This window comes from Atopomonas sediminilitoris (assembly GCF_022601735.1).
Taxonomy (GTDB): Bacteria; Pseudomonadota; Gammaproteobacteria; order Pseudomonadales; family Pseudomonadaceae; genus Atopomonas; species Atopomonas sediminilitoris.
In genome coordinates this window covers 316,388-334,504 of record NZ_JAKUMM010000001.1, presented here as the reverse complement: position 1 = coordinate 334,504, position 18,117 = coordinate 316,388, and the positions used below count along the sequence as shown (strand labels likewise).

General features: G+C 56.5%; 16 protein-coding genes. All 16 read left to right on the top strand.

Features of this window, described 5'->3' with window-relative positions; translation table 11 throughout:
- Window positions 1-2: 2 nt before the first annotated feature.
- The 16 genes from MKI83_RS01575 (at window position 3) to fliG (ending at window position 18,115) form a co-directional block, all read left to right on the top strand.
- Window positions 3-1,103 (top strand): flagellar basal body P-ring protein FlgI, encoded by a 1,101-nt coding sequence (locus MKI83_RS01575; RefSeq protein ID WP_241582938.1) that lies wholly within the window; start codon window positions 3-5, stop codon window positions 1,101-1,103.
- 9 nt (window positions 1,104-1,112) lie between these two features.
- Window positions 1,113-2,258, top strand: coding sequence for a flagellar assembly peptidoglycan hydrolase FlgJ (gene flgJ, locus MKI83_RS01570; RefSeq protein ID WP_241582937.1), 1,146 nt, complete (start codon window positions 1,113-1,115; stop codon window positions 2,256-2,258).
- Between the two features lie 10 nt (window positions 2,259-2,268).
- Complete coding sequence (flgK, locus tag MKI83_RS01565; protein ID WP_241582936.1) at window positions 2,269-4,287, top strand: flagellar hook-associated protein FlgK; 2,019 nt, start codon at window positions 2,269-2,271, stop codon at window positions 4,285-4,287.
- Window positions 4,288-4,298: 11 nt separating this feature from the next.
- The gene (gene flgL / locus MKI83_RS01560) at window positions 4,299-5,582 is read left to right on the top strand and encodes a flagellar hook-associated protein FlgL (RefSeq protein ID WP_241582935.1); all 1,284 of its coding nucleotides are present in this window, start codon (window positions 4,299-4,301) and stop codon (window positions 5,580-5,582) included.
- A 279-nt stretch (window positions 5,583-5,861) separates the two neighbouring features.
- Window positions 5,862-7,376: a flagellin gene (locus MKI83_RS01555; protein WP_241582934.1), complete on the top strand. Its 1,515-nt coding sequence runs from the start codon at window positions 5,862-5,864 to the stop codon at window positions 7,374-7,376.
- 82 nt (window positions 7,377-7,458) lie between these two features.
- Window positions 7,459-7,830, top strand: a complete 372-nt coding sequence (locus MKI83_RS01550) for a flagellar protein FlaG (RefSeq protein ID WP_241582933.1) — start codon at window positions 7,459-7,461, stop codon at window positions 7,828-7,830.
- An 89-nt stretch (window positions 7,831-7,919) separates the two neighbouring features.
- On the top strand, window positions 7,920-9,323 hold the full coding sequence (fliD, locus tag MKI83_RS01545; RefSeq protein ID WP_241582931.1) for a flagellar filament capping protein FliD: 1,404 nt from the start codon (window positions 7,920-7,922) through the stop codon (window positions 9,321-9,323).
- Window positions 9,324-9,337: 14 nt separating this feature from the next.
- On the top strand, window positions 9,338-9,751 hold the full coding sequence (gene fliS / locus MKI83_RS01540; protein ID WP_241582928.1) for a flagellar export chaperone FliS: 414 nt from the start codon (window positions 9,338-9,340) through the stop codon (window positions 9,749-9,751).
- A gap of 67 nt (window positions 9,752-9,818) precedes the next feature.
- A complete protein-coding gene (gene fliS / locus MKI83_RS01535; RefSeq protein ID WP_241582927.1) occupies window positions 9,819-10,199 on the top strand; it encodes a flagellar export chaperone FliS in 381 nt (126 codons plus the stop codon).
- Window positions 10,200-10,206: 7 nt separating this feature from the next.
- Window positions 10,207-10,503 carry a flagellar protein FliT gene (gene fliT / locus MKI83_RS01530; protein ID WP_241582925.1) on the top strand — a complete coding sequence of 99 codons (297 nt, stop codon included), beginning with the start codon at window positions 10,207-10,209 and terminating at the stop codon, window positions 10,501-10,503.
- A 132-nt stretch (window positions 10,504-10,635) separates the two neighbouring features.
- Window positions 10,636-12,108 carry a sigma-54 dependent transcriptional regulator gene (locus tag MKI83_RS01525; protein ID WP_241582923.1) on the top strand — a complete coding sequence of 491 codons (1,473 nt, stop codon included), beginning with the start codon at window positions 10,636-10,638 and terminating at the stop codon, window positions 12,106-12,108.
- Window positions 12,109-12,230: 122 nt separating this feature from the next.
- On the top strand, window positions 12,231-13,451 hold the full coding sequence (locus tag MKI83_RS01520; protein ID WP_241582922.1) for a sensor histidine kinase: 1,221 nt from the start codon (window positions 12,231-12,233) through the stop codon (window positions 13,449-13,451).
- On the top strand, window positions 13,448-14,872 hold the full coding sequence (locus MKI83_RS01515) for a sigma-54-dependent transcriptional regulator (RefSeq protein ID WP_241582920.1): 1,425 nt from the start codon (window positions 13,448-13,450) through the stop codon (window positions 14,870-14,872). Before MKI83_RS01520 ends, MKI83_RS01515 begins: the two co-directional genes overlap by 4 nt.
- A 129-nt stretch (window positions 14,873-15,001) precedes the next feature.
- A complete protein-coding gene (fliE, locus tag MKI83_RS01510) occupies window positions 15,002-15,337 on the top strand; it encodes a flagellar hook-basal body complex protein FliE (RefSeq protein WP_241582919.1) in 336 nt (111 codons plus the stop codon).
- 17 nt (window positions 15,338-15,354) lie between these two features.
- Window positions 15,355-17,100: a flagellar basal-body MS-ring/collar protein FliF gene (gene fliF, locus MKI83_RS01505; protein WP_241582918.1), complete on the top strand. Its 1,746-nt coding sequence runs from the start codon at window positions 15,355-15,357 to the stop codon at window positions 17,098-17,100.
- Entirely contained in the window at window positions 17,093-18,115 is a 1,023-nt protein-coding gene (gene fliG, locus MKI83_RS01500) for a flagellar motor switch protein FliG (RefSeq protein ID WP_241582917.1), read from the top strand. Before fliF ends, fliG begins: the two co-directional genes overlap by 8 nt.
- Window positions 18,116-18,117: the final 2 nt, after the last annotated feature.

Here is an 18,117-nt window from a genome sequence, read left to right as displayed (position 1 = left end):
CTATGTGCCGTCTGTTGCTTAGCCTTGCCCTCACGCTGCTGTTATTGCCTGTGGCTCAGGCTGAGCGCTTAAAAGACTTGTCCACCATTCAAGGTGTACGCAGTAACCAACTGATCGGTTACGGCTTGGTGGTGGGGCTTAATGGCACGGGCGACCAAACCACACAAACCCCGTTCACCCTGCAAACCTTTAACAACATGTTGGCGCAGTTCGGCATCAAGGTGCCGGCTGGCGGCAATGTGCAGCTGAAAAACGTCGCGGCGGTGTCGATCCATGCCGAGTTACCGCCCTTTACTAAGCCTGGGCAGGCGATTGATGTGACCATTTCTTCCATCGGTAACGCCAAAAGCCTGCGTGGCGGTAGCCTGCTGATGACCCCGCTGAAAGGGATCGACGGCAACGTTTACGCCATTGCGCAAGGCAACTTGGTGGTGGGCGGCTTTGATGCCAGCGGTGCCGATGGTTCGCGGATTACCGCCAATATTCCCTCGGCCGGGCGGATTCCCGGTGGCGCTATGGTGGAGCGGGCAGTGCCGAGTCCCTTTGCGCAAGGCGACAGCCTGACTCTTAACCTTAATCGTGCCGATTTCACCACTGCCAAGCGCATTGTTGATCGCATCAATGATTTGCTTGGCCCAGGCGTAGCGCAGGCCTTGGATGCGACTTCGATTCGCGTCAGCGCGCCGCGCGACCCTAGCCAGCGTGTCGATTACCTGTCGATTCTGGAGAACCTAGAGGTCGAGCCTGGCCAAGCTATGGCCAAAGTCATCATTAATTCGCGCACCGGCACCATCGTGATCGGGCAAAACGTGCGCGTGTCACCGGCGGCTGTGACCCATGGCAGCCTCACCGTGACCATCACCGAAGATCCTTTGGTCAGCCAGCCCGAGGCGCTGTCCGGTGGCCAAACCGCCGTGGTGCCGCGCTCGCGCGTGGGGGTGGATGAAGAAGCCAAGCCCATGTTCAAGTTCGGCCCCGGTACCACGCTCGACCAAATCGTGCGCGCGGTGAACTTAGTCGGCGCCGCGCCCAGTGACTTGATGGCCATTCTTGAAGCGTTAAAACAGGCCGGCGCTTTGCAAGCCGACCTGATCGTGATTTGAGGTATCCCCATGAGCATTGATTACGACATGAACGCCAGTTACACCGACCTTAATCGGCTGAACAAGCTCAAGGTCGGTGAACAAAAGAACTCGCTGGAAAACATCACCAAGGTGGCCCGCGAATTTGAGTCCTTGTTCGTCAATGAAATGCTCAAGGCGATGCGCAAAGCCACCGAAGTGTTCAGCGAAGACAACTACCTCAACAGTAAAGAAACCAAGTTTTATCAAGACATGTACGACCAGCAGCTGTCGGTGTCGCTGGCGCAAAAGCCCGGTATTGGCCTGGCTGATGTGCTGGTGCGGCAGATGAGCCAGCTGCAAGAGGGCGTTCAGCGCGCCAACCCATTCCCGCAGATGGCCACGCCCGACAGCGACAGTGCCCCAGTGGTGAGCGGCAAGAGTTTGTCGCGCAAAAACGTAGTCGCCGCCCCCGACAGCGCCCGTGATGACTCCGGCCTGATCAATCAGCGCCGCTTGAGTTTGCCTGGCAAGCTGACCGATCGCGTGTTGGCCGGCATCGTGCCGCCTAGCGCGGTGGCGAATAACGACGCGGCACAAAGTTTTGCGGCGCCCGAAGCGCCGGCAGTGCAGGGCGCTGATCTGTTCCAAGGGCGCCGCTTGGCGCAGCCGCCGTTGGCGCCGAGTAAGTCGGCTTTCGCCAACGCGCAGGACTTTATTGAACACATGCTGCCGATGGCGGAACAAGCGGCTGGTGAGCTGGGTGTCGAACCGCGTTTCTTGGTCGCGCAAGCCGCACTCGAAACCGGCTGGGGCAAGCACATGATTCGCACCGGCGAAGGCAAGAGCAGCCACAACCTGTTTGGCATCAAAACCCACAACAGTTGGGAAGGGGACTCGGCGCGGGTAGTGACCACCGAGTTTGTCGGCAACAAGCGCGAGCGCCAAGTGGCCAACTTCCGCGCTTACGACAGCTACGCCGACAGCTTTAACGACTATGTAGCGTTTCTGAAGAGTAATCCGCGCTATCAAGAAGCGTTGGCCTCGGCCGATAACGGTGATGTCTACGCGCGCGAGCTGCAAAAAGCAGGCTACGCCACTGATCCGCAGTACGCGCGCAAGATCTCTCAAATCGCCCGGCAGATGCAAACCTACACCCACATTGCTGCTGCCACTGGCAGTACGCCGGCCGGTTGAGGACTAAAGCATGGCTGATCTACTCAACATAGGCCTTTCGGGGCTGGCGGCGAGCAAGAACTCGCTGACGGTGACTGGGCATAACATTGCCAACGTCAGCACGCCCGGTTTTTCGCGCCAAGAAACGCTCAATGCCACGCGTCTGCCGCAGTTCTCCGGTGCCGGTTACGTCGGCTCTGGGGTGAGTACGGCCGATATTCGCCGGATTGCCTCGGATTTGCTGGTCAGCCAGTTGCGCAGCGCCACCAGCCTGGACAGTCAGCTAAGCAATTACCGCGACCAAATCGAGCAGATCGACTCGCTGTTGGCCAACAGCCAAACCGGCATCACTCCGGGGCTGCAAAAGTTTTTCTCCGCCGTGCAAGTGGCCGCCGAAGACCCAGGCTCGGTCGCCGGTCGCCAGCTGCTGCTGTCGGAGGCCGAAGGTTTGGCCAAGCGTTTCAATACCGTCTACGAGCAGCTCGATAAGCAAAACAGCTTTGTGAATCAGCAGTTGGTGGCGGTGACCGATAAGGTCAATCGCTTATCGGCCAGCGTGGCGCAATACAACGATGCCATTGCCCTGGCCAAAGCCAATGGCAAAGAACCCAACGACTTGCTGGATGCCCGTGAAGAGGTGATGCGCCAGTTGTCTGAGTTGGTCGGCATTAGCACGGTGGCGCAAGACGACGGCTCGGTGAACCTGTTCGTCGGCAGCGGCCAGCCGCTGGTGGTAGGTAAAACCTCCGCCACCTTAAGCGCGACCCCAAGCATTGAAGATCCTAGCAAGTTCAACGTGAACTTTATCTCCGGCTCCAGTCAGCAGGACATCACCTCGCTGTTAAGCGGCAGCGGCGGTGAAATCGGTGGTTTGTTGCAGTTCCGTAATGAGGTGCTCGACAGCACCTACAACAGCCTAGGGCGGCTCTCGATAGCCATCGCCGATCGGGTTAATCAGCAGTTAGGGCAGGGTATCGACCTGCGCGGTCAGCCCGGTGCTGAGTTATTCCGCAGTGTGAATGATCCGCTGGCAGCAAGGTTGCGTGTATTGGCGCAGCCAGCGAATACCGGCACCAATACTCTAGACCTGACCATCACCGATTCCAGCCAATTAACTCTGAGCGATTACGAGTTTGAAGTGACCGCCGCGGGCTTCACTGTGCGGCGCTTGAGTGACCAGTCGGCAGTGGCAAGCGGGGCCTTGCCGGCAATTCCCGGCAGCATCGCGTTTGATGGTTTAAGCCTTAACTTACAAAGCGGCACCTTCAACGTCGGTGACACCTTCACCCTGCAGCCGACCCGCCGTGGCGCCACCGATATTGCTCGTCAGCTCGATCAGGCCGATCAACTGGCCTTTGCCGGCCCCGGTAAAGGCGAGGCGACCATCACCAACAGCGGTAACGGCACCTTGGGGCCGCTAAAACTTACCGGTGGGCCAAGCCCTATTGTGCTGACAGGGCTCACCGGCGCTACCGGCTTTTTTGGCGCGGGTGGCTTGAATTTGACTTTTAATGCCGGCACCAATCAGCTGACCTTAGCGGGTTCTGGCTCCGGTGCAGGCTTTGTGCCTGGCGGGGCCACGACCACCATTACGCCTGGGCAAACCAATAAACTCACCGTCAGTGATGGGACTTACACCTTCGAGTTTGATTTAAGCGGCGTGCCGCAAACGGGCGACACCTTTAGCCTTAACTTCAACGCCAATGGGGTGTCTAACAACTTAAACGGGCTTGAGCTGGTAGGCTTGCAGTCCAAGGCCACCATCGGGGTTGATCCCTCGGCACCGACCACTACCGGTGCGAGCTTTACCGATGGTTATAGTGACTTGGTCGAGCGCGTGGGCACGCTCACCAGTCAAGCGCGGATCGATAACGAAGCCAGCGAGATTATCCTTAAGCAAGCCAACGACAACCGCGACTCGTTGTCAGCGGTGAACTTAGATGAAGAGGCGGCCAACTTGGTGCAGTTTCAGCAGTATTACCAAGCGGCGGCGCAGCTGATTCAAGTCGCGCGCTCTACGTTCGATACCCTTATTAGCACCTTCAGGTAACGAGGCCCGCTATGCGTATCTCTACAGTACAGGCCTTTAATAACGCCATTTCAGGCTTGCAGCGTAACTACGCTGACTTGACCCGCTCGCAAGAGCAAATCAGCACCGGCAAACGCATCCTCACCCCAGCGGATGACCCGGTCGCGGCCGCGCGCCTGCTGCAGTTAGAGCAAGAAAAGTCGCTCTACGATCAATACCAGTCCAACCTCACCGCCGCGCAAAACAGCCTGACGCAGGAGGAGAGCATTCTGACCTCTGTTGGCAATGTGATGCAGCGCGTGCGTGAGATTGCTATCCAAGCCGGTGACGGCGCGCAAGACGCTACCGACAAGGCGGCTTTGGCCAAAGAGCTGCAAGAGCGCGAAGAAGAGCTGCTCAACCTACTCAACAGCCGCAATGCTCGCGGTGAGTACTTGTTTGCCGGTAACGTCGGCAAAACCCAGCCCTTTATCTTTGACGGCACTAACGCTGCCGGCCCGTACCTGTACCAAGGTGACGAAGGCCAGCGCGAAATCCAGATTGCCAGTAGCACCTTTGTGCCGATTAACGACAACGGTAAGGCCCTGTTTGAAAATAGCTTTAACGCCAATCGCGTCACTACCGCTGCTACCGGCACCAATACCGGCACAGGGCGGATTTCGCTGGGCTTAGTTGAAGACAAGCTGGCGTATGACACGGTGTTTCCACGAAGCGCCACGGGGCCTGCGGCAGGTGATGGCGTCGGCATCCGTTTCACCAGCGCGGTCGATTATGAAATCTACGACTTAGCGGATCCTTTGCTGCCGGGTTCGTATACGCCACTCGCAAACGGGCAGCTCGACGATAATCCGGACGGCTCAGACACCATCCGCTATGGCGGTGTGCGTGTTGAGTTTGATGACATTCCAGCGGCCGGTGACGACTTCACCATCAACCGCAACCCTGCCTTAGAAAAGCGCAGCATCCTCAACAGCGTCTACGACCTACGTATCGCGTTAGAAAATGCTGCCGATAATCCCGAGGGCAATAAAAAAATACGGGACTCAGTAGCCGTAGCGATCACCAACGTGGATGAAACGCTCGGCAAAGTGCTCGAAGGCCAAGGCGCCATCGGCGCGCGGCTTAATGTGGTGGAGTCGACAGAGTTTTTTAACCAAGACGTCACCCTGATCAACCAAGGCGTGCAGTCTGATTTGCGTGATCTGGACTACGCCGACGCGCTGTCGCGCTTGTCCTATCAAGAAATCATCTTGCAGGCCTCGCAGCAAAGCTTTGTGCGTATTAGTAGCCTAAGTTTGTTTGATGTGTTGCGTTAGCGGTGCGGCCTGAAAAGGCTGCACGGCGTTGTCTTGCGCTCACCCCTCTCGGTAATCTCTTGATAATCCCGCTTTTGCTTGTGCACTGCTAGAGAAGCTGGCGCTAACTCATTGATTGACAATGCCTTAGCAGAAATTCAAGGCCAAGTGCAAAAAAAATACTAAAGATCCTCCCGCTGCCGACGATAACTACTACGAATGCGAACTGCATGGCTGCCTGAGATAGCACCGCAGATCGCTGACTCAGGCATATCGCCAAGTACACTGGAGGATTCCAAAATGGGCTTGACAGTCAACACCAACGTTGCGTCCCTTAACACTCAACGTAACCTGAATACTTCATCCAAAGGCCTGGATACTTCCCTCCAGCGTCTGTCCACCGGCTTTCGCATCAACAGCGCAAAAGATGATGCCGCCGGCCTGCAAATTTCTAACCGCTTAACCAGTCAGGTCAACGGCTTGAACGTGGCGGTGCGCAACGCTAACGACGGTATCTCGCTGGCCCAAACCGCAGAAGGTGCTCTGCAGCAGTCCACCAATATTTTGCAGCGTATGCGTGACCTGTCGCTGCAATCGGCTAACGGCAGTAACTCCACTTCTGAGCGTCAAGCGCTAAACCAAGAAGTTACCCAGCTTAAAGAAGAGCTTAACCGTATTGCTGATACCACGACTTTCGGTGGTCAGAAGCTGTTAAGCGGTGAGTTCGGTACCAAGCAGTTCCAGGTCGGCGCCAATGCCAATGAGACCATTGGTGTAACTTTGAATGCTGCCGGCGCAGATAAAGTCGGTGCAAACCGTAAAGACTTGGCGGGTACAGGTGTCGGTAAAGTTCTAGAGTCGACCACTGCTGGCACCGCTCTTGCTGCGGCAATTGGTGGTACGGCAGCTACGTTAAGCATTACAGGCTCCAACGGGACTACTAAGACCACTGCAAATATCGGTGCCGGGTCGGCTGCCGCGGCAGCGAGTGCTGTGAACTTGTTGTCAGGTGATACTGGCGTAACCGCGGATGCGCGGACCTCGGCCGAGTTGTCAAACGTTGGATCGGCGGGTACGGTTTCCTTTACCTTGGCCGGTAAGTCAGGATCTAGCGCGGCTATCAGTGCGGTAATTACTGATACAGCCAACCTCACTGATCTGGCTAATGCCATTAACGCGAAGTCATCTGAGACAGGTGTCTCAGCGGTACTGACTGGTGGCAATGCCAAGCTTGAGCTAACCAGCGAAGCCGGTGATGACATTGTTATAACCAGCTTTAACAACAGTGGTGCAACTAAAACGGTTGACCTTAAGTCTATTAGCTATGATGGCACGACTTACGGCGCGGCAGTTACCTTCACTGGTGGTGCGGCCGATGACACGGCGCGCATCCAAGGCAACGTCCGTCTAGAAAGTTCGGGTGCTTTCCAAGTAGTAGGTACAGGCACTGAGTCAGCAACGTTGATTACTACGGCAGGTACTGCTGAGGTGTCGACGCTTGCTAAGGTGTCTACCGTTGATATCAGTACGGCGCTGGGTGCTCAAAATGCTATTTCGGTGATTGACGGTGCTATCGCCGGTATCGATAAAAACCGCGCGGCATTGGGTGCTGTTCAGAACCGCTTTGAAAACACCATTAGCAACCTGCAGAACATCTCAGAGAACGCTTCGGCTGCCCGTAGCCGGATTAAGGACACTGACTTTGCTGCTGAAACTTCGGAACTGACCAAGAACCAGATCCTGCAGCAGGCCGGTACCGCGATCTTGGCGCAGGCCAACCAGTTGCCGCAGGCTGTTTTGAGTCTGCTGCGCTAAAGTGAAGTGATAAGCTCATGAAGAGCTGCGGGGGGAAGGGATTCAACCTTCCTCCCGCCTTTTCCTATGTGAGGTGAAGCAAATGGACATCGGTAATCTGCAAGGCACCGCTAATGTGGCCCAAGCTAAAGCGCAGGTGGTCAAGCTAAAACCGGCCGATAACCTACAGCCTCAAGCCGGCGTGGCTGCTCAGCGCGCCGAACAGCAAGAGAGCAGCAATCAGCAGGCTTCGCGTGAGCAAGTGGACAAGGCCGTTGAAAGCATCAGCGATTTTGTCCAGTCGGTGCGCCGTAATATCAACTTTAGCGTCGATGACACCTCCGGCCGTATCGTGGTCAAGGTAATTGATACTGAGTCTGGTGATTTAGTACGGCAGATCCCCTCGGAAGAGGCGCTGGCGCTGGCAGAAAATCTTAACAGTGCCGGCAGTGTGCTGTTTGAGGCCAAGGCTTAACCCGACCGCTCGGCGTTAAGCAGTTGGCACGACACTTGATTGGCTGTAATGCTCATTGGGAGTGTGGCTGTTTTTTGACGAGGTGACGTATGGCAGGTATTTCAGGAATCGGCTCCGGCATTGACACGGCAGCATTGGTTCAGGCCCTCGTCGGTGCAGAAAGAGCTCCCAAAGAGGCCCAGCTCGCAAGACTGGAAAAAGCCTCTACAACTAAATTCACTGGCCTTGGCCAGCTTAAAAGCGCGATCAGCGATTTTACCTCGGCATTAGCTACGCTGAAGTCTGCCGATACCTTTAATAAGCGCACCGTCACGAGTTCTAATAAGGAAGCGGTCACCGCCACGGCAACAACATCGGCGCAGACGGGCAGTTATTCGTTAGAGGTTTCGCGCTTAGCCAGTAGCAGCAAGGTGGCGAGTAAGGTGATTGCCGGTGGTGCCAGTGCGGACTTTCAAGCCGGTACCCTGACGTTGACCCGTGGTAGCGACAGTTTTAATGTCGCCGTCAGTGATGGCGATACCCTGCAAAATATTCGCGACAAAATTAATACTGATCTTGCCGCCGAAGGTATCAGCGCTAACTTGGTGAGTGACCCTTCTAGTGGCGATACCCGCTTGGTCATCAGTTCTAATAAAACCGGCACCGGTAATGACGTCGCTGTCACAGCGCTCAATACAGGTGGTACGGCAACCAATAGCTTGAACGAGCTGACCATCGACTCGAGCGTGGCTCAATCTGGCGCAGCTGCTGGATATATTACTCAGGCGCTAAACGCGCAGTTCAAGATTGATGGCCTGTCATTGGAGTCGGCAACCAACAGTGTCGAGGGCGCCGTTGATGGCGTGACGTTTAATCTGTCGGCCGTCACAACAGCGGCTGCAACGCTAAAGGTTGATCAAGGCACGTCAGCAGTTAGTACTGAAATTACTAAGTTCACTGATGCCTATAACAAATTGATAGGCACTATTAATCAGTTGTCGAGCGTGGTGCCTGTTGGTGGCTCTAATCCAGTGGTAGGGCCGCTTGCAGGGGATGCTACAGCCCGTACCTTGCTCACAGGTGTGCGCAATGAGCTGGTCGCGCCAAGTGATCAAGACGGGATCAAGATTCTTGCTGAGTTGGGCATAACCACACAAAAAGATGGCACCTTAAAAATAGATACCAGTAAATTAGGTACGGCTATTACGGATAATTTTGATCAGCTGTCTAATTACTTTGCCGGTGATAACGGTTTGATGGCTCGTTTAGAGAATCGCCTCAAACCCTACACCGAAACCACCGGCATTATTCAGCAGCGCTTAGACAGCTTGCAGGGCACGATCAAGAGTGTCGATTCGCAACGTGAGGCGCTTAACCTGCGAATGGCCAAGGTTGAAGAGCGTTTAGTCGCACGCTTTACCGCGATGGATACCTTAGTCGCCCAGTTACAGGCCACCAGTAATCGCCTTACCCAATCACTGGCCAGCTTGCCGGGTGTTTCAAGCGGCAGCTAAGCATAGGAAGCGCCATGAGTAACCCCATTGATACCTATCGCCAAGTTAATACCCAGCAAGACGTCACCCCGTATCGCGCGGTGCAGTTATTGCTGCAAGGCGCGCTAGAGCGTGTGCAGCGTGCTCGCTTAGCGCAAGAGCAGGGTGACCCCGCTGAGCGTGGGCTGGCGGTGGGCACCACGATTACCATTTTGGGTGTGCTGCAGGCGAGTCTTGATAAAGACTTAGGCGGCGATATCGCGCTGAACCTTGATAGCCTGTATGACTACATGACGCGTAAGCTTTCCAGTGTGGCGCTCGACAGCACACCGCGCTCGTTGGATGAAGTCTACGGCCTGTTGCAAACCCTTAAGCAAGCCTGGGATGAGATCGAAGTGCACGTCGAGGCGCGCGCAGAATCCGGCGCAGAAGTAGGGCAAAAACTTTAAAGCTTCTGCCGCATAAGCCGATACAGGGTTAACGGAAAATGATCTTGTTAACCTGTTCGGAGTTGCCATGAATGCGATGACGGCCCTTCGCCAATACCAGAAAGTAAACACCGGTGCGCAGGTGCATGACGCCAGTCCGCACCGTTTGATTCAAATGCTGCTAGAAGGCGCGCTGGATCGCTTAGCCAAAGCACGTGGTGCTATTGATCGTGAGCAAATGGCTCTTAAAGGTGAGATGCTGGGCAAGAGCATGGCGATTGTCATGGGCCTGCAGCAAGCGCTGGATCATGAGCAGGGCGGCGAAGTGGCCGGCAATTTATCGGCGTTGTACGACTACATTATCGAACGCCTGATGGATGTCTCTCGCAACAATCAGTTGGCCCCACTGGATGAAGCTGTACAGCTGTTGCGTACCATCAAAAGCGGTTGGGACGGCATTGAACACTGAGGTGGCTATGAGCCAAGAACATCAAGCACTCGAACAAACCCAGCAAGCGCTGAGTTTGGCGCTCAATCAGCAAGATTGGGTAGCAGTAGCGCAGCTGGATAGCTTGTGCCGCGAGCAGGTTGACTTGGCTATGGATGGCTCAGGGCGTGATGACGAAGCCCTGCGCTCAACCCTGGAGCAAATGCTCGGTGTTTACCGTGATTTGATCGGTGCGTGTCAGCGCCATCAGCAAGAAGTCGCCAACGAGCTGAACCAGCTTAAGCGTGCGCAGCAAGGCGCCAAGGTCTATCAGCTGTTCGGCTGAGACTTTCTTTACAAAAATCAACGCCATAAAATTGACTCGCGCCGGTGTATTGGCTTAACTACAGCCGTACACTGATGATTTTGGGGGCAAAGCGTTCTGCTTGACGCTCCCTCGCAGGAATAAGACCGATATATGTGGCGTGAGACCAAGATTCTACTGATTGACGATGACGCTACACGCCGTAATGGTCTGGCCGTCATTCTTAATTTCCTCGATGAAGACCACTTAAGTTGCACCAGCGCTGACTGGCAAAGCCAAGTCGATACGCTCGGTAGCAGCCGAGATGCACTGTGCGTGGTGCTTGGTCAAGTTAAGGCTGCCGGTGGCGCCACGGAGTTTGCCAAAACCCTCGGCGAGTGGGATGCCTTCTTGCCGCTGTTGCTGCTGGAAGATCATGGCCAGGCGGATTGGCACGATGATATTCGTCAGCGTGTGCTGGGCACTATTACCAGCCCCGTGCATTACAACCCGCTGCTCGATGCCCTGCACCGAGCGCAGGTGTACCGCGAGATGTACGACCAAGCGCGTGAGCGTGGTCGGCAGCGTGAGCTGAACTTATTCCGCAGCTTGGTCGGCACCAGCCGACAAGTACAAAACGTGCGACAGATGATGCAACAAGTCGCCGATACCGAAGCCAGTGTGTTGATCCTAGGTGAGTCGGGCACCGGCAAAGAGGTAGTCGCACGTAATCTGCATTACCACTCAAGCCGTCGTGATGGCCCGTTTGTGCCGGTGAACTGCGGCGCGATTCCAGCTGAATTGCTTGAAAGCGAGCTGTTTGGCCACGAGAAAGGTGCCTTCACGGGCGCGATCAGTAGCCGCACAGGGCGTTTTGAACTGGCCAATGGCGGCACGCTGTTTCTCGATGAAATCGGCGATATGCCGCTGCCGATGCAGGTCAAACTGCTGCGGGTGCTGCAAGAGCGCACCTTTGAAAAAGTTGGCAGCAATAAAACCGTGCAAGTGGATGTGCGGATCATCGCCGCGACTCACAAGCATCTAGAAAAGATGATCGAAGAAGGCAGCTTCCGTGAAGATCTTTTCTACCGCTTGAACGTGTTCCCCATCGAAATGCCGCCACTGCGTGAGCGCAGTGAAGATATTCCGGTGTTGCTGCATGAGCTGGTCACGCGCCTTGAGCAAGAGAAACGCGGCTCGATTCGTTTTAATTCGGCGGCGATCATGTCGCTGTGTCGCCACGAGTGGCCGGGTAACGTGCGTGAGTTGGCCAACTTGGTTGAGCGCTTGGCGATCATGCACCCCTACGGCGTGATCGGGGTGGCCGAGTTGCCGCCCAAATTCCGCCATGTGGACGATGAAAGCGAGCGCTTAGTCGAAACCCTGCGGGAAGATTTAGAAGCCCGCAGCATGCTGGCCGCACCAGGGCAGCCAAGCATGAGCTCGCCGGCGGTGCTGCCAGAAGAAGGCTTAGACCTTAAAGAGTACTTGGCCGGTCTGGAGCAAACGTTAATCCAGCAAGCGTTGGAAGATGCCGAAGGCGTAGTGGCGCGTGCCGCTGAGCGCTTGCGTGTACGGCGAACCACCTTGGTGGAAAAGATGCGCAAGTACGGTATGAGTCGGCGTGAAGATCAGCCAGAAGATTGACGGTGGTTGTGGCTGTTTTATTTTAAGTGCCTGATTTATATGGATTTATAAATCAGGCACGGTCTTTGCTGAATACCTCTCAAACCCTGAGCCGGATGACGGCTCTGTGACGAGAGGTCGCCATGAGCGCAGTGTCTTCTAATCCTCCTAGTGAGCTATTCACGCCTAACGGTGAGCCTGACCGCGCCAAGCTGGAACAGGCGTTCGCCATGTTCAATCAGATGTCCGCGCAGCTTAGCGACTCCTACCGGGTATTGGAGGAGCGTGTCAGCCAGCTCAAAGGCCAATTAGCCTTAGTCAGCGCGCAGCGGATGCAGGAGTTGGCGGAAAAAGAACGCCTCGCCACGCGTCTACAGAATTTGTTGGACTTGCTGCCTGGTGCAGTAATCGTGCTGGATGCGCGCGGGGTTGTGCGCGAAGCCAATCCGGCCGCGCGCCAGTTACTGGCTAAGCCCTTAGAAGGCATGCTCTGGCGTGAGGTGATTCGCCGAGACTTTGCCCCGCGCGCCGACGATGGCCACGAGGTGTCTTTGCGTGATGGGCGTCGCGTGTCGCTGGCGATTCGGGCGCTGCAGGGTGAGCCGGGGCAGCTGATTCTGCTCAATGACTTGACCGAAACCCGTCGCCTGCAAGAAGAGCTGTCACGCCATGAGCGTTTATCGGCACTCGGACGCATGGTGGCCTCGTTGGCGCATCAGGTGCGTACGCCGTTATCCAGCGCGTTGCTGTATGCCAGTCACCTCAGCGAGCAAGAACTCACGGTTGAGCAGCAGCAGCGTTTTGCCGGCAAGCTCAAGCAGCGCTTGCACGAGCTGGAGCATCAAGTGCGCGACATGTTGGTGTTTGCGCGTGGTGATCTGCCGCTGCCTGATCGGTTGAGCGTCAATGATTGGTTTGTCAGCCTCAAACAATCCGCCGAGACCTTATTGCAGGAAGTGCCGGTGCGTTGGCGCTGCCGCGCACCTAAAGCGCAGCTGTTATGCAATCGCGACACCTTAAACGGGGCCGTGCTGAATTTGCTGGAAAACAGCCTGCAAGCGGCCGGCAATCAAGCGCAGCTGAAAATCAGCATGATTCAGCGTGATGACGAGTTGCGCTTGCGGGTAACCGATAACGGCCCCGGCATGAGCGCCGCAGTGCGTCAGCGTTTGGGCGAGCCGTTCTTTACCAGCAAGGCCACCGGCACGGGCTTGGGTGTGGCGGTGGTCAAGGCGGTTGTACGGGCGCATCACGGGCAACTAAAGGTGTGGTCGCGTGAGGGTTGGGGCACGTGCATGGAAGTTCGTTTGCCGTTGTTGCCGTGCGGCTCGAGCAGTCAAACAGCGTTGGAGGTCGTGGCATGAGTAAGGTGTTGTTGGTTGAGGATGATCGCGCGCTGCGCGAAGCGCTCAGCGATACGCTGGAGATCGGTGGCTATGACTTTGACGCCGTGGCCTCGGCAGAAGAGGCGGTGCTGGCGCTGAAAAAACACGCCTATAGCCTGCTGGTCAGCGATGTGAACATGCCCGGTATGGATGGACATGCCTTGCTGGCGTTGGTACGCGGCCAGTACCCGCAGATGCCGATGGTGCTGATGACCGCTTACGGCGCGGTTGAGCGCGCCGTTGAAGCCATGCGCCAAGGTGCGGCGGATTACCTGGTTAAACCGTTTGAGCCTAAAGCCTTGCTGGATGTCGTGGCCGAGCACGCCAGTGGACGTTTGCAAGCGGCGCCGAGTAGCGGCCCGGTAGCGTACGACGCCAGCAGTCAGCAGCTATTGCAGTTGGCGCAGCGGGTAGCGCAGAGCGACTCCACGGTGCTGATCTCGGGCGAGTCCGGCACGGGTAAAGAAGTCTTGGCGCGCTACATTCATCAGCAATCGCCAAGAGCCGATGCGCCGTTTGTGGCGATCAACTGTGCGGCGATCCCCGACAACATGCTGGAAGCGACCTTGTTCGGGCATGAGAAAGGTGCCTTTACCGGCGCAATTTCAGCCTCGCCGGGCAAGTTTGAGCAAGCCGATGGCGGCACTATCTTGCTCGATGAAATCTCTGAAATGCCGTTGGGCCTGCAGGCCAAACTGTTGCGCGTGCTGCAAGAGCGCGAAGTCGAGCGCGTTGGCGGACGTAAGCCCTTGAGTTTGGATATCCGCGTGTTGGCCACCACCAACCGTGATCTGGCAGACGAGGTGCGGGCAGGGCGTTTCCGCGAGGACTTGTATTACCGCTTGTCGGTCTTCCCCATTGGCTGGAAGCCACTGCGCGAGCGTGTGGCAGACATCGTGCCGTTGGCGGAGCGCTTGCTGGCCAAGCACGCGAAAAAGATGAATCAGGTGGCGGTGCAGTTTTCCCCAGCGGCACGCCAAGCGCTGCAGGCGCATCACTGGCCGGGCAATGTGCGGGAATTGGATAACGCCATTCAGCGGGCGTTGATCTTGCAGCAGGGCGGGCTAATTCATCCGGCCGATTTGTGTTTAGCCAGTATTTTGGGCCTGAGCCCAGTGGCGGCGCCGCAGGTTGAAGTATCTGCGCCGGCAAACTCTGCCGCCTCTACAAACTCTGCAAGTGCTGAGGCGGAGTCGGTTGTGGCGGCCGAATCGGCTAGCCTCGAAGGCGATCTGCGCCAGCGCGAATACCAGATGATTATCGATACCCTGCGAGCCGAACGTGGCAAGCGCAAAGAAACGGCCGATCGCTTAGGGATTAGCCCGCGCACCTTGCGCTACAAGCTGGCGCAGATGCGCGATGCCGGCTTTGATGTGGAGGGTTATTTGTTCGCCTCGTAACCCCAGCGGTGCCGTTCGTTAACCACCAGCGCTTCGGCGCTGGTTTTGCGTTATGGGTTGGCACTGCACTTGCAAAGTCCTTATGACTAAACCACTTCGCGTCAAAAAAACGTGGTCGGAGGATCAAGCATGAGCCAGGGTGTACAGTTCAACAGACTGATGCTGGAAATGCGCGCCATGCAAATGGATGCCATGGCCAAGCCATCAGCGCCAGCCGATGCCGCTAAACTGCAAGAAGGCGGCCCGAGCTTTTCTGACATGCTCAGCCAAGCCGTCAATAAGGTGAATGACACCCAGCAAGCGGCCAGCCAAATGGCCACGGTGTTTGAGATGGGCGACAAGAGCATTGATTTGACCGAAGTGATGGTGGCGTCGCAAAAGGCCAGTGTGTCGTTTCAGGCCATGACGCAGGTGCGCAACAAGCTGGTTGCCGCCTATGAAGACATCATGAAAATGCCCATCTGATGCGGAGTAATCACTAAATGGCCACCGCGACAGATAATCCTGCAGCCGTTGTTCCCGCTGAGCTAGAAAGCAAACCGCTGTTTGGTTTGACCTTCTTAGAAAATCTCTCCGAGATGAGCTTGCTGCGCCAGTTGGGCCTGATGGTCGGCTTGGCGGCCAGCGTAGCGGTCGGCTTTGCCGTGGTGCTGTGGTCGCAGCAGCCTGATTATCGCCCCTTGTCCGGCAGCTTGGCCGGGGTGGACAGCGCCGAATTAATTGAGGTGCTAACCGCTGCCGACATCGGCTTTCGGATGAATCCGGATACCGGTGTAGTAATGGTCAAATCCAGTGAATATTCGCGCGCGCAAATGAAACTGGCGCAAGCCGGCGTTAAGCCGCAAGACGGCTTGGTCGGCTATGAAGCCATGGATCGTGATCAACCGCTGGGCACCAGCCAGTTTATGGAAGGCCAGCGCATGCGCCGCAGCCTTGAAGGCGAGTTGGCGCGCACCATCAGTGGTTTGATGGGGGTGAAGTCATCGCGGGTGCACTTGGCAATCCCGAAAAGCTCGGTCTTCGTGCGCGATAACCGCAAGCCCAGCGCCTCGGTGTTGGTGGATATGTATCCGGGACGCACATTAGAGCCGGGGCAAGTCAGCGCCATCATTAACTTGGTTGCTAATAGCGTGCCGGAGTTGGACAAGGGCCAAGTGTCAGTGGTCGATCAGAAGGGCAACTTGCTCTCCGATCAAGAAGACTTATCGGGCTTGACCGTGGCGTCGCGCCAGTATGACTACAGCCGTCGAATCGAAAGCATGCTCACGCAACGTGTGCAAGGCATCTTGAATCCGGTGTTGGGTGATGACCGCTACAAGGCTGAAGTGTCTGCCGATGTGGACTTCAATGCGGTTGAGTCCACCTCTGAACTGTACAACCCCGATCAGCCGGCGTTGCGTAGCGAACAAACTTTGCAAGAAAAACGTAAGAGTAGCGACCCAGTGCAGGGCATCCCCGGCGCTTTGTCGAATCAGCCGCCGGGTGCATCGCAAGTGCCGGAAACCGCCGAAGGGGCCGCCGCCGCACCTGCGCCGATTGATCCTGTAACCGGCGAGCCGGTGCAGTTGCCGCCGCCATCAGATACCCGTGCCCAAGCAACGCGCAACTACGAACTTGACCGCTCCATCAGCTACACCAAGCAGCAGCAAGGTCGCGTTACCCGCTTGTCGGTCGCGGTGGTGGTGGATGATCAGGTCAAGGTCAATGCCGAGACCGGTGAAGTCACCCGCGTGCCGTGGAAGACTGCCGACTTAGCACGCTTTACCCGTCTGGTGCAGGATGCCGTGGGCTTTAACGCCAGTCGTGGCGACAGTGTCAGCGTGATCAACACGCCCTTTGTGGTGCCTGAAGAAGTCGACGAAGGGGTGTTCCCGTTCTGGCAGCAGCCATGGTTCTGGGACATCATCAAGCAACTGCTGGGCATTATCTTGATTCTGGTGCTGGTGTACGCCGTGTTGCGCCCGGTGTTCCACAACATCATTCATGGTGGTAAAGGCGGTGCAGGTGGTCATGGTGGCCATGGTGATGACGTGAACTTGGGGGATATGGCCGGTTTGTCGGGGGATTTGGCCGATGACCGCGTCAGCATTGGTGGTCGTGATGCCATCATGCTGCCCAGCCCCACTGAGGGGTATGACGCGCAGTTAAATGCCATCAAGGGCCTGGTCGCAGAAGATCCGGGCCGGGTGGCACAAGTCGTAAAAGAGTGGATTAACGCCGATGAGTGAACAAGCCGGCAAGACCGTAGCCAAAATGAGTCGCGTTGAGAAAGCGGCCGTATTGCTGCTCTCCTTGGGTGAAACCGACGCCGCGCAAGTGTTGCGTCATATGGGCCCCAAAGAAGTACAAAAAGTGGGCGTGGCGATGTCGCACATGACCAACATCCACAAAGAACAAGTGGAAGAGGTGATGGCCGAGTTCGTCGATGTGGTCGGCGGACAAACCAGCCTCGGCATCGGTGCGGACGGCTACATTCGCAACATGCTGACCCAAGCCTTGGGTGAAGACAAAGCCAACAACCTGATCGACCGTATCTTGCTCGGTGGCTCAACCACGGGGCTTGATAGCCTCAAGTGGATGGAGCCGCGCGCGGTGGCGGATGTGATTCGCTTTGAGCATCCGCAAATTCAAGCCATCGTGGTGGCCTATTTGGACCCGGACCAAGCGGCCGAAATTCTCAGCCAATTTGACCCCAAAGTGCGCCTCGACATCGTGCTGCGGGTATCGGCCTTGACCACTGTGCAGCCGGCAGCGTTGAAAGAATTGAACCTGATTCTGGAGAAACAGTTCTCCGGCAATTCCAGCTCCACGCGCACCAACATGGGCGGCGTTAAGCGCGCGGCCGACATCATGAACTACCTCGACAGCGCGGTGGAAGGCCCGTTGATGGACTCGATCCGCGAAGTGGACGAAGACCTCTCGGGGCAGATCGAAGATTTGATGTTCGTCTTCGACAACTTGGCCGATGTCGACGACCGTGGCATTCAAGCGCTGATGCGCGAAGTGTCGTCGGATATTTTGGTGTTGGCGCTCAAAGGCGCGGACGAGTCGATCAAAGAAAAAATCTTCAAGAATATGTCCAAGCGCGCTGCCGAATTGCTGCGTGATGATCTAGAAGCCAAAGGGCCGGTCAAACTCAGTGAAGTGGAAGGGGCGCAGAAAGAGATTCTCACCATTGCGCGGCGCATGGCCGAATCCGGTGAGATTGTCCTTGGCGGTAAGGGTGGCGAGGAGATGATCTAAGC